Origin of the sequence: Vibrio sp. JPW-9-11-11 (assembly GCF_013369335.1) — a bacterium.
Taxonomy (GTDB): Bacteria; Pseudomonadota; Gammaproteobacteria; order Enterobacterales; family Vibrionaceae; genus Vibrio.
Map to the genome: position 1 here is coordinate 1 of NZ_SZQJ01000006.1, position 16,337 is coordinate 16,337.

Genomic DNA, 16,337 nt, shown 5'->3' on the forward strand with positions numbered 1-16,337 from the left:
AGAAACAACATCGTTGTTTTCTGCAGGGCTATCGCCAAGCGGTAAGGCAGCGGCTTTTGATGCCGCCATTCCCTGGTTCGAATCCAGGTAGCCCTGCCATTCTTTTGAATGGTTGACCATAAGTCGGTCAGGCATACAACGTTAAGTGAGTTATACCAATTGCTCTCTTAACCATAAATTAAGTTGCGGAAGTGGCGGAATTGGTAGACGCACCAGATTTAGGTTCTGGCGCCGCAAGGTGTGAGAGTTCAAGTCTCTCCTTCCGCACCATTATTATCAAACCCAGCCTTGCGCTGGGTTTTGTTTTTTCTGCTAGCACGTTTGCGTGTTATCTCTTTGTTCCCTTACAGTAAGTAATAAAAAAATCCAGCAGTAGCTGGATTTTTGCTTTAAGTCATGACTTTATAGTGTGCTAAAAATTAACTTTTTAGCCTAAAAGCCCCAACGCTGAGTTGGGCGCTTGCTTTGCTTGCGCAAGTACAGAACTCGATGCTTGAGTCAGGATCTGAGACTTAGTCAATGCTGTTGTTTCTTTGGCAAAGTCAGTGTCTTTGATTCGGCTCTTCGACGCATTGACGTTTTCGTTGATGTTATCTAAGTTGTTGATTGCGTGGTTGAAGCGGTTTTGGAAAGCACCAAGCTCAGCTCGGTGGCTATCAACAAACTTCAGCGCGGCATCCACAATCGCCACCGACTCTTGCGCACCACCCACTGAAGTCACATCAATGGTGTCGACAGTGACCGCTTTCGCTTCACCAATGCTCAGTTCGCCCGCCAGGCTACCACCGAAGGTCGCTACGCCATCAACGTTATTGTTATCGGTGAACAGTTGTAACTGGCCATCTTCGTCAACCGACGCTTTAACAAGGTCAGTTTGACCATTGATGTAGGTTGCCAGCTCTTCGATATCGTCGCCAACTTTGGCGTTGATGGTAACATTTTGCTCTTGACCAAACTTATCGGTCAGCGCAATAGTTAAGTCATTGGCACCCTCTTGCACCGCCCAGTCTTTGCCTTGACCATTGGCCGCAACATAGCTGTTACCGCCCATCATGGTGTTATCACTGCGCATATTGTTCATCGTGAGCATCACTGCTTCACCATTGTCTGCACCGATCTGGAACGACTTAGTGGCAAACGTACCGTTAAGCAATTTATTACCACCAAACGAGGTGGTTTCTGCGATACGGTTGAGTTCATCATTCAAAGCGGTGATCTCTTCTTGGATCGCCACGCGCTCTGATTTCGAATTTGAGCCGTTCGCAGATTGTAGTGATAGATCTCGCATACGTTGCAAGATATTGGTGGTTTCATTCATGGCACCTTCTGCGGTTTGTGCCATAGAAATCCCATCATTCGCGTTACGTACCGCAACATCTAGACCGCGACTTTGGACATTCAAACGATTTGATATTTGTAGACCTGCAGCATCGTCTTTCGCGCTGTTGATCTTAAAACCGGAAGATAGTCTTTCCATCGACGCTTGTTGAGCGGATGACGCACTATTTAAATAGCGCTGGGCTGTCATTGCTGCAACGTTTGTATTTACATTAACCGCCATAGTGGTTTCTCCTATTGATTTCCGTAGACCGGAGTTCAGGTTTCCGACGTCTCGGTAAACCAGTAGTTCTCTCAAAGTAACCTTATTAACGACTAAAAATTGATTAACTTTAGAGCTATTTGGTGTTTAAAGGAGAAAATTAGCTGGGATTAAATGCAACTTGATGAATCAAGCAAATATGAAACAACTTGCTAAAGTTTTGACGTATACCGCCGATAGCAAACGCTTGCGTTGAAGAAGAGAATAGCCCAGAACGCGCTATTTTTTTTACGTGGGCAAAAGAAAAGCCCCTTTTCCTTTGAGAGAACCGGGGCTATTTTGGTAGCCAAACCAATTGGAGATCGAGAGAAATGATCTTGGCTTGGCCGCCTGCTACATAAGTGACTCCAGCAATGGAGCAGGTGAGAGAGAGAACTCCATAACCTTATCACCTATGTTTGCCGTCACACCTCCACTAACCCTACGTCTAGGTTAACGCTAGTGAAGACGTTGACCACTACTGCAATAGTGACATTGCAGAGTTTGGCAACTGTTTTGCTTGAGCAAGTATTGATGTACCCGCTTGTTGCAGAATTTGTGCTTTCGTCATCGCGGTGGTCTCTTTCGCGAAGTCTGTATCACGGATTCGACTGTTCGATGCTTCTACGTTTTCTTGGATATTAGCCAAGTTGTTGATGCTGTGGCTGAGACGGTTTTGTTTCGCACCTAGATCCGCTCGTTGAGAATCAACGTATTGCAGTGCCGCATCCACGATACCTACCGCGTTTTGCGCGCCGCCCACAGAGCGAACATCAATGTTTTGTACTGTCGTTTTCACCCCAGCACCGCCTTCCAACCCAAGTTCACTCGCCAACCCACCAGAGATATTGAGGTTACCTTCTAAGTTTGGCTCTGCGGCAAAGATTTGCAGCCTACCATCTTGGTCTACCGACGCTTTGAGCTTGTCAGTCTGACCGTTAATGTAAGTAGCCACCTCTTCGATATCGTCCCCTTCTTTGGCGATGATATCTAACGTGATCGCCTCACCCTCTTTAGTGGTGAACTCGAACTTAAGATCTTTCGCAGTGGCAGGTACGCCCCAGTCTTTATCTTTCGCCTTTTCAGGGTCAGAAATAAAACTTTGGCCGCCCATGCGTGGCTCATCCGCGCGAACACTGGTCAAACCCATGATGATCGCTTCACCCGAACTAGCACCAATCTGGAATGATGCTTCACCAAACGAGCCGTTGAGTAGCTTACGGCCACCAAACGAAGTTGTTTCGGCGATACGGTTCAGCTCGTCTTGCAGAGCCGATACTTCCTCGTGCAGCGCTTGGCGCTCTGAAGCCGAGTTGGTACCGTTTGCCGATTGCAACGACAAGTCACGGATACGTTGTAGAATCGAGGTCGATTCGTTCATCGCACCTTCCGCGGTCTGAGCGATCGAAATGCCGTCATTGGCGTTTCGCATCGCGACATCCAGGCCACGAGATTGCGCTGTTAAGCGGTTAGAAATCTGTAGACCCGCAGCGTCATCTTTGGCGCTATTGATCTTTTGACCTGAAGACAAACGTTCCATTGAGGTATTAAGATCACCGGTCGCTTTGTTCAGGTAACGTTGAGCGGTCATCGCTGACACGTTCGTGTTTACATTAATGGTCATAGTTTGCTCTCCTATTGAGTCCGCAAGTGCTTGCGAAGCGGCCAGCTATGTCTCATTTGGAAGCACTGACCGTGAATGCCTTGCTAAGCAGGCTCGTGACCTACTTAAAACCTATTTGTTCAACTCTGCACTAAACAATTCAAGTTGTGTGCCAATTTTAAGAAACCTGATTGGGATTTTTAAAAGTCCCAATATATTAGTCACTTAAATAACTTGTTCAGGCCTTATTCGGATCGAATATTTTCTATTCAAATCCAGCGGCAACCTGATTGCCGCTAATTTGCCACTCGTTTGCCACCCGTGGCATTACATCTTTCTCGCACATAAGGCATCAGCACTTAAGGCATTGAGCTTAGATGTAATTAAATAAAGTCAGGTCTTTGGTTTTACCAAACGCTTGCTGTGACGCCTGCAGCGCACGCGAGTTTTCATTAAACTCAATAATCGCTTCGGCATAATCCAAATCTTCAAAATTGCTCTTAGACTTAGCTAAGGTCATTTTAAAGTCGTCATGTTGTTCTTCTTGAATATCAAGAGTGTTCAGACGCGCACCCACATCGGTACGTGCTTTGTTTAAATGAATAAATGCAGCATGAAACTCTTGGGTTATCTGATGTAACTGTGCGGTGTTAGACGCATCCGATACCGACCCCTCAGATAACTTCATCGCTTCTTTGAACGTTTCAAAAATACTGTAACTGCGGCGAGGCTCTAGGGTAATTTCATCTCCACGAGTGATTTGCCCTTTGACCTGAATGGTCACATCTTCATATTTGATCCCTTTTGATGGATCAAATGTATCGGCCTGAACCACAGAGCCATCACGCTCCAGCTGATAACCATATTTGCCTTCTGGCATATCGACGAAAGTCACCTTGTAGGTAGAGTTATCGTCTGGATTCAAATTAATCGCTCGCTCTAGCAATAACTCAGAAGCTTCTTGCAAGTTGTACTGGGGAGAGAAGTCACCAAACGGGTTATCGATTTCCATAAACAGCTTGCTGCCGGGATCGTTAATAGGCATTTCAAGGCTGTTCGAGATTTTCATCTTACGTTGGTAATCATCCCCAGCGTATACCACCTCGCCGTTTCCATCTCGAAAGAAAGGTTGGTTCTTCGGTTTGGTACCGGCAAAGATATAGTTGCCGGACTCATCTTGTACATTAACCAAGTTGAGAAAGTTGGCGGCAAGCTCTTGGATTTCACGGCGCTTCGCTAAGCGGTCTTCTGGTGATAACGCACCGTTGATCATTTCCATCACAGTTCGTTTTGCTTCATCAGTAAACTGCTCGGCGTTCGAAATAATGACTTCGTGATGCTCTAAGCGGTTGCGGGTTAGAACAATCGCATCTGTGTATTGGCGCAGTTGCTCTTTCTGCTGACCAATATTTTGGATGTAGTGGGTCGCAAGTGGGTCATCACTGGCCTTCATCAGTTTCTTGCCCGATGCTAACTGCGCTTGGTTATGATGCACTTTCGCTTCTTGACGACGAAGGTCATTTTGTACTGACTGATAGTTATGGAAGCTGGAAATACGGTTCATCATTTACGCCTCCTATCTCAATGCCAAAATCGTATTGAAGGTGTCATTCGCGGCCTGCATAATCCGCGACGAGGCCATATAGGCTTGTTGAAACTTCATCATATTGGCCGCTTCTTCATCGAGGTTAACCCCCGCAATTGAAGCGACGCGCTCTTGCGCAGCCTCTTTCTCTAACCGAGAAACATCGGTCAAGCGCGATGCCGTCGACATTTGCAGGCCCACATCGGTATTGAGATTGTGATAAATATCTAAAATGGTCGATTCACCATCGTTGAGTTTTTTATCGGTCTGAATGTTTTGCATCTTTCTTAAGTTACCGTTGTCCCCTTCTGATGGGACAAGGTTTGCCGTGAACTTATCATTCGGCAACGCGCCTTCTGTCAGCTCAAAACTGGTCCCTTGCACGGTAACCGCGCCTGAGGGTGGGTACGCTTGAGGTTGAAGTAGAATATTGCCTTTGGTATCGGTGACGGCAAATTGAGTCCCATCGGGAGAAATCACCACCTCAAACTCGCGTAAGTCGCCCGCTTGCTCAATGCGGAACTTGGCTGTGCCCTGAGCGAACGTCGTCGATGCTTCATAACTTTGCGCGGCAATATCGCTTGGATCATTGGTCTCAAGCTTCATCTGCGCAGCGCCACTACGTGTTGGTCGCAGAAGCACACGTTCACCCGCTTGCAAATCTTGGCGAATTTCAATCCGTAAACCATCGAGAGTAATCGCATCATCCACGACTGGCACAGCAAACTGCTCACCGGAGGGGCGGGTAATGTAATAGTCGCCATCGGTGTACTGCAACGAGTACTCGCCACCGACCAAGTCAGCCGTATTTTCGATATAGACCGCCACCTCGGCATTAGAGTTAGCGGGGATAACCGCACGTGATTTCGCGACAATCTCAGAGTTAACATCGGTAAATATTAGCCCACCAATGTTGCCACGCAGGTCTAAACCTTGCGACTGTAACTTATTGACTTCATAAGAGAATGAGGTAGCTAGCTTACCGAGCTCATCCATTAATTGCGGAATTTTTTCGTCACGCATTGAAAGCATGGCACCAATCTTACCGTCTATGTCTTTGGTCGTAATCGCTTTAATGCCCTTACCTTCAACCATAGCTAAGCGACGTTGATGAACATCAGGGTAGCCATCAATCATTTTCAGTTCACTGGCTTCGGTCCCTGACACGAGTGTATGGCCATTGCCGATATGAATATTAAAGCCTTCCGCATTTTTACGGGGTGTGACCGTGACCTTAGTGTATTCAGACAGCTCCGCCACCAGCTTTTCGTGCGTGTCCATCAAGTCGTTGTGCGGGCCAGGAGTGCGCATCATCAAACGATGCAAATCTCGAATCTCAAGGGCGAGCTGGTTCACACGCTCAATGCCGAGATCAAGCTTCTTATTAGTGACGTCGGACTGACGGCGGATAGTCTCGTGGAAATCGTTGAGATTTTGAGTAATCAGGTCGGCTTTCTCTAACACCACTTTACGGGCACCGACGTCATTGGGGCTGTCAGCGAGTGACTTTACGCTATCGAACCATTCATTGAGGTTCTCTGGAATTTTTTTCGAAGCGACCGATGAGAGCATGCTAGATAACATCTCTAGATTCTCTTCGTTGTCGACTTTGTTGGCATAGTTGGTGGTAGAAACATTCAGCTCATTAACGGCAAACTGATCCCAAGAGCGGCGAACTTTTTCCACATGGACACCCATACCGTAGGTTTCCCCACCGTATTGGCGCGGCATATTTGTGCCTTGTATCACCGACTGGCGGCTATAACCCTCTGTATTCACATTAGAGATGTTATGACCTGTGGTGTTCAGTTGTCTCTGAGCCGTCAGTACGCTTTGCGCACCAAGATTCAGAAGATCAGACGCCATATTGCCCCCAAAAGAAACCTTTAAAAATCAGTAAAAACTGAGTGTCTGAGTAGGTAAAAGCAATATATATGCCAAATAGAGAAAGCAGAGATAAGAGATAGTTAAAAACAATACGCTGCAGAGGACAACGTCCATGCCCAACGAAAAACTCACCCGAAGGTGAGTCTTTTACATCTGGTCGATGCGCTGTTTCACGCGCAGCACCTTATCCGCGTAAGTAGGGTCGGTGGCGTAACCCGCCTGATGAATGCCACGAATAAACGCTTCATCATTACCACCATGACGCAGTGCCGTCGTGTAGCGAGGGTTTTGATTGAGGAAACGAACGTAATCGTTAAAGCTCTCTTCGTAGTTAGAGTAAGAACGGAACGCCGCCTGCTCTTTCACCGGCACACCTTGATGGTACTCTAACGTTTGCGTGGCAACTTTGTCACCACTCCAACTTCTGTCTGCTTTGATATTAAAAAGGTTATTGCTGCTGGTGCGGGCGTTATTGACTACCTTTTGCCCCCATCCCGTTTCTAACGCTGCTTGAGCAAGTAACAACGATGAATCGACACCTAATGCGCGCGCCGCTTTCTCAGCGTAGGGTTTCATTGACGCGACAAAAGACTCTGGCGAGTCAAAACGAGAACTCTGTACTGGCTCCGATGGTTCAACAGTCGTGGCCTGCGCGCGTTCGTTACGCACCGCATCGACCTTATCCATTAAGGCTTCAAAATCGGTGCTGCGATTGTTGGCGCTTTGGTTTTCAATGTTACCCGATGAAAGCTGAGCAACAATCATATCTGCCAACCCTAAAGATCCTGAAGAGCTCAGCTCAGATGACATCTGTTCATCCATCATTTGGCGGTAAAACTGTTGGTTTTGGCTGTCCATCAGGCCCGACTCAAACGTTGAGTTTGCGTCACGCATGGATTTAAACAACATTGAGGTAAAGATGGCTTCAAACTGTTTTGCCGCCGCTGTCAACGCAGCTTTCTCACTGCCCTCTTCACCATTTACCGCTTGTTGACGTAACTTATCTAAGCTCGAAATGTCGTGAATAAAACCAATATCATTGCCGTTGTTTATCATCTTTACATTCCTTAGATAACGATCAACTGTCCTTCGATCGCACCCGCTTGTTTCAGCGCTTGTAAGATCGCCATTAAGTCGGAAGGGGCCGCGCCCACTTCGTTAACCGCTCGTACAAGATCATCAAGAGTCAAACCAGGCTCAAACTTAAACATTTTGCCTTGCTCTTCCGTTACCTCGATATCGGTATCGGGCACGACGACCGTTTCCCCCCCACCGAACGCATTAGGCTGGCTGACGTTAAGGTTCTCTTTAATCGCCACTGTCATACCGCCGTGCGTGACCGCTGCAGGTTTCAATCTTACATGTTTACCGACAACTATGGTGCCAGTGCGTGAGTTAACGATGATTTTTGCCGCGCCATCCGCGGGGTTAAACTCTAGGTTTTCAATTGCAGATAAAAAAGCTACTCGTTGCGTGACATCTCGCGGCGCACGAACTTTGACTGACGTCGCGTCAATCGCCGATGCCATTTGCGGGCCAAGGAAATTATTCACCGCGTCCGCCATACGCTGAGCCGTGGTAAAGTCTGATTCGAGTAAATTGAACGTAATGTAGTCACCGCGACCAAAGGGGGATGGTATTTCACGTTCAACAATCGCACCGTTCGAGATCATCCCCGCCGTTGGATTGTTACCCACGATTTTAGAACCATCGGCACCAGTGGCACTAAAGCCACTCACCACTAGGTTGCCTTGAGCCACGGCATAGATTTGCCCATCAAGACCTTTCAACATGGTTTGCATCAGCGTACCGCCACGCAGACTTTTTGCCGCGCCAACGGAAGACACGGTGACGTCTATGGTTTGACCTTGCTTAGAGAAAGCGGGTAGCTCTGCGGTGACCAATACTGCGGCGACGTTTTTTGTTTTCGGCTTGGTGCCTGGTGGCAATTGAATGCCGAACTTTTGCAACATGGCATTAAAGCTTTGATCGGTAAACGGTGTGCTCTCGCCGGTACCTGGCAACCCAGTCACTAAGCCGTAACCGACCAATTGGTTACTACGTACGCCTGCGACTTGCGCGACATCTTTGATCCGCGCGGCATGCACGCTTGTCGCGATTAACAACCAGCTTGTAATTAGGATCACACACTTTTTCATAATCTTACCTATTCTCTTACCTTAGCCACCGAGCTCGCGCCAAAAAAGCGGCATCAGATGGAATTAGAGAGAGACATTAAAGAATCGTGCCAAGAAGCCAGGTTCTTGCATATCTTGCTGCGTACCCGTCCCAGAGTACTGAATTCTCGCATTTGAAATACGGGTTGAAGCAATCGTATTTTCATAGTCGATGTCATCAGGGCGAATGGTACCGCTGAGACGAATATATTCGTCACCCGTATTGAGCGTTAGCCATTTTTCACCACGTATGACCAAGTTGCCGTTAGCCAACACTTCGATGACTTCTACCGTAATCGAACCTGAAATGCTATTACTCTGATTCGCCGCTGCGCTGCCACTGAAGTTGTTATCGTTGCTCAAATTGTACGAGAAGTTGTAATCGCCGATGTTTAACTGCTGCCCGCCCACTTCAAGCGGGTCCATCGATGCATCGTTATTTTTTGATAAGTCGGCATCCGAGCTTTTAGCCGCCTTGGTTTGCTCGTCTAATGTGACTGTGATGATGTCGCCAATTCCGCGAGGTTTGTAGTCATCGTACAGGCTGGTGGTGCTAGCCGTATTGAACAGTGACCCGGTTTCTGCCGCGTAGTGCTCTGGCTGATGTTTAGGGTGAATTGGTGCCCAAGCAGGATCACCGGCAACCGGATCAGTCCTGCCGCGGAGCGTATCGATCATACCGGAACTTTCCTGCTCAGATTTATCCCCTTCGACCGCATCGACATTGGTCGTGCCTTGAACGACATCGGGAGTCTCTACAGGTGGTTCTAACATGGTACAGCCAGACATGACGACCATTATCAATAGCGCGAGTAATCGATTCATTCTCTTATCCCCGTAGAAGCTTAAAGTTGCTGATTGACAAAACTCATCATTTTGTCGACCGCCGAGATCACTTTCGAGTTCATCTCGTACACACGTTGCGCTTCGATCATATTGACCAGTTCTTCAGTAACGTTCACGTTCGATGTTTCAAGCATCGACTGTCTTACTTCGCCGAAACCATCAAAACCCGGTACTCCTTCTTGTGGATCGCCACTAGCGCCCGTCGGCAAGTAGAGGTTTTGCCCTACTGGCTCAAGCCCACCCGGGTTGATGAAGTCGACCGTCGCGATCTGACCCACTACTTGGTTATCCTGTTGGCCTCGTACCCGCACTGAAACTTCACCATCAGTGCCGACCGTGATACTGATGGCATCTTCTGGAATCGCGATTTCAGGCTCGAGTGAATACCCCGCACCAGAAGTCACAATCACCCCTTCATCATTAACGGTAAACTGACCGTTGCGTGTATAGCCAATGTTGCCGTCAGGCATCAAAATCTGGAAAAAGCCATCGCCTTCGATCATCATATCGAGGCTGTTATTGGTGGTTTGAGTATTACCTTGGGTGTGAACTTTCTGCGTCGCCACCACTTTAGAACCCGCCCCAAGCATAAGGCCACTGGGTAACTCAGTATTTTGCGATGACTGACCACCAGGTTGGTTAATATTCTGATAAAACAAATCTTCAAACACCGCGCGGCTTTTCTTAAAACCAACGGTGGAGGCGTTCGCTAGGTTGTTTGAAATGGTTGAAATATTGGTTTGTTGGGCATCTAAGCCCGTTTTACTTACCCACAATGCCGGATGCATAACCTTCTCCTAAATTCTATTAGCTCATACGAAGCAGAGAGTCAGACGCTTTGTCCATGTCTTCTGCAGTGCTCATCATTTTTACTTGCATCTCAAATTGGCGTTGCAAGTCAATCAAGTTAGTCATTTCGCCAATCGCATTGACGTTACTTCCCTCAATTGCGCCTGTGAGCAGTTTGACACCGGCATCCGCTTCGTATGCCGCATTAGGATCTTTTGCACGGAACAAGCCGTTAATATCTTTGAATAGTGATTGATTATTGGTACGCGTAAGCTTAATTCGGTCAACAACCTCAATGGCATCCGCTGGTGCTCCCTGAGGAACCACAGAAATAGTGCCGTCGTTACCAATTTCGACTTTGCTGATGGGGATCGGCAAGGTGATCGGAGCGCCGGTTTCACCTAGTACAAGGTTGCCATTGCCGTTGGTTAACAATCCGTTGGCATCAATGTTGAGGTTACCGTTACGTGTCAGGCCTTCTTTGCCTGTCTTATCCATCACCGCTATCCAGCCATCTCCTTGAATGGTGACATCAAGGTCTCGGCCTGTGGTGATCACACTGCCTTGCTGGAAATTATGTCCCGGGCGCTCTGTCATACTGAATACTCGGCTTGGTAAGCCATCACCATACGCTTGCATTGAGCGAGCTTGCGCTAAATCAGCACGGAATCCCGTAGTGCTGACGTTGGCTAGGTTGTTCGCTCTGAGCTGCAATGCCTGCATGTTTTGCTTGGCGCCGCTCATAGCGAGAAACAGTGCACGATCCATAATTTGCTCCAAAAATCACAATTCACAGTGATATAAGCAATTGGTGTGCCATTATTAAAAGTAACTGTTTTTCAATGAGTTGGTGAAAGTACGGCAAAAAAGAGGGGAAAAGATAGATAAGAGCATTTGCCACAGGGGCAAAGGAGTAAGCAGATGTTTGCCACCCACTTACCCCCGTTATCGCTATCGTTAATGGATTAACGAATCTGCAAGATGTTCTGCTGAGTTTGATTGTGAACTTCAAGAGAACGAGAGTTCGCTTGGAAGTTGCGTTGTGCTGAAATCAAATCGACCAGCTCTTGCGTCATATCGATGTTAGATTGTTCAAGGACACCACTGTTAATGGTACCAAATGAACCTTTGTTCGACTCACCCCAGACTTTCGCGCCCGACATCTGAGTTGCATCCCACTGAGTACCACCTTTCTTGTCTAGACCTTGCTCATTGGCAACACGTACCAAAGCAACACGGCCGAGAGTGTTCGCTTCACCGTTTGAGTAGGTTCCAAGAACGCTGCCGTTTTCATCGATATCAACTTTGGTCAAGAAGCCAGTCGTTGCCCCGTCTTCATCAAACTTAGTCAACTCGAATGGTGCGGCAAACTGAGTGGCACTATCAAGCCCGAACGACAGAGTTTGATTGACGTCTGCACCGTTGAGGTCGACTGGGTTTGCTCCCGCACCTAATGGTTCAGATACAATGTTTTGTCCATTGTTCAAGCTTGCCAGTGTGCCGTCGTTGTTAAAACGCATAGTATGACCGATGTGCCCGGTAGGGCTCGTGGCATCACCACCCACAATATTGATTGGTTTCTCACCCGCACTGTCGGTGACAGTGTAGTAAGTTTGCCACGTATTAGGCTGATTTTGATCTTTGAGGTAGTAAGTCGTCAGCTTGTACGACTGCCCCATAGAGTCATAAATCGTTGATGACGTAGAACGGTTATAGGTTTCTGGATCGGTATAATCAAACAGCGCCGGATCTTTGAGGTCGCCATTTGCAGGTAGGTTAACACCCACATCAATATTCGACGTTTGTTTTGGTTTACCGAACTCTTTTGGAATGTTGATAGGCGACGGCTCATAGGAGAGCACATCACCGGTGTCCGGGTTAACTTGGTAGCCAAGTAAAAACTCATCATTGGCCGTTACCATGTAGTTATCTTTATTGAGGTGGAATGCCCCATTTCGAGTTAACTCATTGGAGGTCGGTGTGAGTCTGTCTTTAGCGACAGCAAAGAACCCTGTGCCGGACACTCGCAAGTCCATCGGGTTATTCGTATAAATACTTGAACCTTCATGGAACTGCTGAGCAACCTGCGCTGCTTGAACACCTTGCCCAGGCGTCGTTTTCGCATGAGTAAAGAGTGAATTTGAGTAAACATCGCCAAACTCTGCACGTGACTCTTTAAAGCCGAACGTGTTCGCGTTCGCAATGTTGTTACTGGTGGTATTCAGATCTAACTGAGCTGCGGATAAACCGCTTAGTGCAACATATGACATTCCAAAATCTCCTATCTAGCTAGCATATCTACTTGAGAGTTACGCTTTGCCAACTTCTAGTACTTCAGCAAGTCGAACTGGCGACTCAAAGCCAGCCAGATTGAGTAGTACGTTACCATCACCTTTACCTAACAGGACGCTATTGACGTTTGCATAGGTCGAAACCTCAAACTCTTTCGCGGCCCCATCTAACAAACCCGAGGCTTTCACCTTGTATTTGCCAGCCGGCAATGGATTACCGTTCTGATCTTTGCCGTCCCACTCAACGCGACTGTCACCCGGAGGTTTAGCGCCGACATCGAAGGTACGAACTAGCTGCCCCATTTGGTCTTCGACTCTTACCATCAAGTTATCAACCGATTGTGGAAGCTTGACCATGGCAGCCATACTGCCGTCATCTTGTTTAACGCCAGCCGCACCTGGAACCAGCACATCACGTCCTACCAAGGAAGACGCTTGCAAAGCCTGGTTTGAGGTCATTGAGGCATTGAGCGTTTCGAACTGATTGTTCATTTTGCCAATACCATCAACGGTCGCGAAAGACGCCATTTGCGCAATCATCTGGTCATTACTGACCGGCTTAAACGGGTCTTGCTGAGCAAGCTGCTTAGTGAGCAAAGATAAGAAGTCTTCTTGTTTAAGATCTTGCTTACCTGTGGTCTCATTCGGCTTATTCTTCTCTTGAAGTTGTTTAAGCTGGTCAATATAGGACAAGCCGCTTTGACCAACATTGTTAATGTCTCCGGCCATACTCTATCTCCTATTGACCCATCTGCAGCGTACGCAGCAGCATTTGTTTACTAGCATCTGCAACTTGAACGTTCGTCTGGTACGAGCGTGAGGCAGATATCATGTTGGCCATTTCTTCCATCACATTAACGTTCGGTTTATAGATATAACCTTCGTCATTCGCGAGTGGGTGATCAGGGTTGTACTCCGCGCTGAGCGGTTTGTCGCTTTCAATAATGCCCATCACTTTCACCGGCACCGTATGGTCGCGGCCATACTTTGCCTTACTTAACTCAGCACCGAATACCGCATGGCGCGCTTTATAGGTGTCTTTAGCGGAGCTAGAAACACTGTCTGCGTTGGCCAAGTTACTCGAGGTCGTATTTAGACGAACAGATTCAGCGCTCATGGCAGAACCAGTGACATTGAAAACGTTAAATAAGCTCATCTAGTTACTCCCTTTTATAGCTTTCGTTAAGTTCTTGAATTTACTTCCTAAGAAGTCAAGTGATGCTTGGTGTCGGATTTGGTTTTGCATAAACAAATTACGCTCCAAGTCCACATCCACCGTATTGCCATCACCTGTGTCAGGCTGTGTCGGAAGACGATACATAACTTCACCTGTCACGCGGGTAGAGGCAGGAATATGCCGACTATCAGTACGGCTAAGCCCAATGCTTGCCTCTGATGTTGCCGCTTGTAATGCCTTTTGAAAGTCCATCCCTTTAGACTTGTAACCAGGCGTGTTCGCTTGAGCAATGTTGGTGGAAATCACCTCAGCATTGCGCTCACGTACGCCCACCGTGTATTGGTGGATACCTAATGCGTTGTCAAAAGAAATAGCCATGTTGACCTCTACTCAAAGAACTGACCGTTACTGTAAAAGTAAAAGCAATTTGCGTACCAACTATAAAAATATCCATCAATTTGCTTTCGTGATTGGTAGAGCAATAACTAAGCCAACTTTACTGACTTGTGTTACTCACAAATAGAGTTTGGAATGACTCATCGAAGAGTATAGAAGTAAAGCAAAGAGGGATACAAAAACGCCCAGCAGGTCTGCTGGGCGCGAAAGAAAATGATAGTTAAGGGGAAGCTATTTGAGTTTGTAGATAATACCTGGGTTGCAGCGAACCATTTCAAACCTATCCGTCAATCCGGTCAAGGATTCAGACGCCCCTAACAGTAAATACCCACCAGGGTTTAGGCTGTTGGCCATCTGATTAAGCACCTGAGATTTCATGTCAGGAGAAAAGTAAATCAATACATTTCGACAGAAGATAATGTCAAACTTACCCAACAACGCATAGCTGTCCATCAGGTTCTGCGGACGAAAATTCACCAAGCGTTTAACATTGTCTTTCACTTTCATTCGACCATCGCCCGCATCTTCAAAAAAGTTGCGTCGGCGCTCTGGAGATAAACCACGTCCTAAAGCAAGGTTGTCGTAAACCCCCGCGCGACACATATCCAGCATACTTGCAGAAATATCAGTGGCGGTAATCGACACACTCGGCAACATGCCTGGTTTACGTTGCTGAGTTTCTAAAATGGTCATGGCCATTGAGTACGGCTCCTGACCAGAAGAACTTGCCGCAGACCAAATTTTGATCGGGCGTTTGCTTGCCGCCACTTCCGGCAACAACTTATTGGCTAAAACTTCAAACGGATAAGTATCACGAAACCAGAGGGTTTCATTCGTGGTCATGGCATCTACTGCGGCAACACGCAACTCGCGGTTACGCCCTGTCACAACATCTCTGAGCAAATCTGACAATGAGGCCAGCTTGAACTTAGTGACCAGTGGACTCAAACGACTTCTCACTAAGTATTGCTTACTGTCACCAAGTACGATACCACACTGTGACTCCAAAAAGCGGCTGAAATCACGATACTCTTGATCGCTTATAGTTATCGCTGTCATTAACGTCTCTTTTATTTTGTAAGTGCAGCTTTTACCGCATTACCAAGCTCATCTGGATTAAATTTGGCGATGAATGAGTTCGCGCCAACTCGCTCCACCATCGCTTGGTTAAACACACCACTGAGTGATGAGTGAAGAATAACATAAAGATCTTTCAGATCTGGATTACGTCTGATCTCTGCTGTTAATGTATAGCCGTCCATTTCCGGCATTTCAATATCTGATATCACAAGTGAAATTTGCTCGTAGATACTGCCCTCTGCCGCCATTTCAGTCAGTTTTTCGTATGCTTTCTTGCCGTCGATAACTGACACGCACTCAAAACCAAGCGAGGTTATCGCTCGTTCGACCTGCTTACGAGCAACAGTCGAGTCATCCGCAATCAGTATACGACGAACAATCTCTTTTTCTGTTTCGGCTTGAGCAATTTCTTCACCGATCGATGCATCCATCGTTTCATCAATTGGTGCGATTTCTGCAAGGATCTTCTCGACATCGAGGATTTCGACCAATTCGTTGTCGATATTGGTTACCGCGGTAAGGTAATTCGATTTACCCGCCCCTTCCGGCGGTGGCAAAATCGCTTCCCAGTGCATATTAATGATACGCTCTACCGAGGTCACTAAGAAAGCTTGAATTGTACGGTTAAATTCGGCAATCACTACAAACGCTTTGTCGACATCTGTGGTTGGTCTACCACCGACGGCCAAACTTAAATCAATCACGGAAACGGTATGGCCGCGAATGTGGGCAACCCCTTTAACCAAAGGGTGTAAATTTGGCATTAAAGTGAGCTTGGGGCACTGAAGAACCTCTTTTACTTTGAATACGTTAATACCGTAACGTTGGCGCCCCATCAGGCGAAACGTTAGGAGTTCTAATCGGTTTTGACCGACGAGTTGTGTACGCTGATTCACTGAATCAAGAATACCCGTCATAAGCTCATCT

General features: G+C 47.2%; 15 protein-coding genes and 2 tRNA genes. 2 read left to right on the forward strand and 15 right to left on the reverse strand.

Annotated elements, in window-relative coordinates:
• The first annotated feature begins 24 nt into the window (after window positions 1–24).
• Both FCU94_RS09805 and FCU94_RS09810 read left to right on the forward strand, forming a co-directional pair.
• Window positions 25–99, forward strand: a tRNA-Gln gene (locus tag FCU94_RS09805).
• Between the two features lie 86 nt (window positions 100–185).
• Window positions 186–270 (forward strand) — tRNA-Leu (locus tag FCU94_RS09810).
• Between the two features lie 157 nt (window positions 271–427).
• Here FCU94_RS09810 and FCU94_RS09815 read toward each other — a convergent pair.
• From FCU94_RS09815 to FCU94_RS09885, 15 genes are all read right to left on the reverse strand, one after another.
• Window positions 428–1,561, reverse strand: a complete 1,134-nt coding sequence (locus tag FCU94_RS09815; RefSeq protein WP_176288369.1) for a flagellin — start codon at window positions 1,559–1,561, stop codon at window positions 428–430.
• 496 nt (window positions 1,562–2,057) lie between these two features.
• Window positions 2,058–3,203: a flagellin gene (locus tag FCU94_RS09820; protein WP_176288370.1), complete on the reverse strand. Its 1,146-nt coding sequence runs from the start codon at window positions 3,201–3,203 to the stop codon at window positions 2,058–2,060.
• Window positions 3,204–3,555: 352 nt separating this feature from the next.
• Window positions 3,556–4,749, reverse strand: a complete 1,194-nt coding sequence (flgL, locus tag FCU94_RS09825; protein ID WP_176288371.1) for a flagellar hook-associated protein FlgL — start codon at window positions 4,747–4,749, stop codon at window positions 3,556–3,558.
• 9 nt (window positions 4,750–4,758) lie between these two features.
• Window positions 4,759–6,633 (reverse strand): flagellar hook-associated protein FlgK, encoded by a 1,875-nt coding sequence (flgK, locus tag FCU94_RS09830; protein WP_176288372.1) that lies wholly within the window; start codon window positions 6,631–6,633, stop codon window positions 4,759–4,761.
• Window positions 6,634–6,801: 168 nt separating this feature from the next.
• On the reverse strand, window positions 6,802–7,710 hold the full coding sequence (gene flgJ / locus FCU94_RS09835) for a flagellar assembly peptidoglycan hydrolase FlgJ (protein ID WP_176288373.1): 909 nt from the start codon (window positions 7,708–7,710) through the stop codon (window positions 6,802–6,804).
• 11 nt (window positions 7,711–7,721) lie between these two features.
• Window positions 7,722–8,813 carry a flagellar basal body P-ring protein FlgI gene (locus tag FCU94_RS09840; protein WP_176288374.1) on the reverse strand — a complete coding sequence of 364 codons (1,092 nt, stop codon included), beginning with the start codon at window positions 8,811–8,813 and terminating at the stop codon, window positions 7,722–7,724.
• Window positions 8,814–8,876: 63 nt separating this feature from the next.
• Entirely contained in the window at window positions 8,877–9,656 is a 780-nt protein-coding gene (flgH, locus tag FCU94_RS09845) for a flagellar basal body L-ring protein FlgH (protein ID WP_176288375.1), read from the reverse strand.
• Window positions 9,657–9,676: 20 nt separating this feature from the next.
• On the reverse strand, window positions 9,677–10,465 hold the full coding sequence (gene flgG / locus FCU94_RS09850; RefSeq protein ID WP_176288376.1) for a flagellar basal-body rod protein FlgG: 789 nt from the start codon (window positions 10,463–10,465) through the stop codon (window positions 9,677–9,679).
• Window positions 10,466–10,484: 19 nt separating this feature from the next.
• On the reverse strand, window positions 10,485–11,234 hold the full coding sequence (gene flgF, locus FCU94_RS09855; protein WP_176288377.1) for a flagellar basal-body rod protein FlgF: 750 nt from the start codon (window positions 11,232–11,234) through the stop codon (window positions 10,485–10,487).
• A 197-nt stretch (window positions 11,235–11,431) separates the two neighbouring features.
• Window positions 11,432–12,736: a flagellar hook protein FlgE gene (flgE, locus tag FCU94_RS09860; protein WP_176288378.1), complete on the reverse strand. Its 1,305-nt coding sequence runs from the start codon at window positions 12,734–12,736 to the stop codon at window positions 11,432–11,434.
• A gap of 39 nt (window positions 12,737–12,775) precedes the next feature.
• Window positions 12,776–13,486, reverse strand: coding sequence for a flagellar hook assembly protein FlgD (flgD, locus tag FCU94_RS09865; protein ID WP_176288379.1), 711 nt, complete (start codon window positions 13,484–13,486; stop codon window positions 12,776–12,778).
• 10 nt (window positions 13,487–13,496) lie between these two features.
• Window positions 13,497–13,913 (reverse strand): flagellar basal body rod protein FlgC, encoded by a 417-nt coding sequence (gene flgC, locus FCU94_RS09870; RefSeq protein ID WP_176288380.1) that lies wholly within the window; start codon window positions 13,911–13,913, stop codon window positions 13,497–13,499.
• Window positions 13,914–14,312, reverse strand: coding sequence for a flagellar basal body rod protein FlgB (gene flgB, locus FCU94_RS09875; protein WP_176288381.1), 399 nt, complete (start codon window positions 14,310–14,312; stop codon window positions 13,914–13,916). It lies immediately after the preceding gene.
• Between the two features lie 249 nt (window positions 14,313–14,561).
• Window positions 14,562–15,389: a protein-glutamate O-methyltransferase gene (locus FCU94_RS09880; protein WP_176288382.1), complete on the reverse strand. Its 828-nt coding sequence runs from the start codon at window positions 15,387–15,389 to the stop codon at window positions 14,562–14,564.
• Between the two features lie 11 nt (window positions 15,390–15,400).
• On the reverse strand, window positions 15,401–16,327 hold the full coding sequence (locus tag FCU94_RS09885) for a chemotaxis protein CheV (RefSeq protein ID WP_176288383.1): 927 nt from the start codon (window positions 16,325–16,327) through the stop codon (window positions 15,401–15,403).
• Window positions 16,328–16,337: the final 10 nt, after the last annotated feature.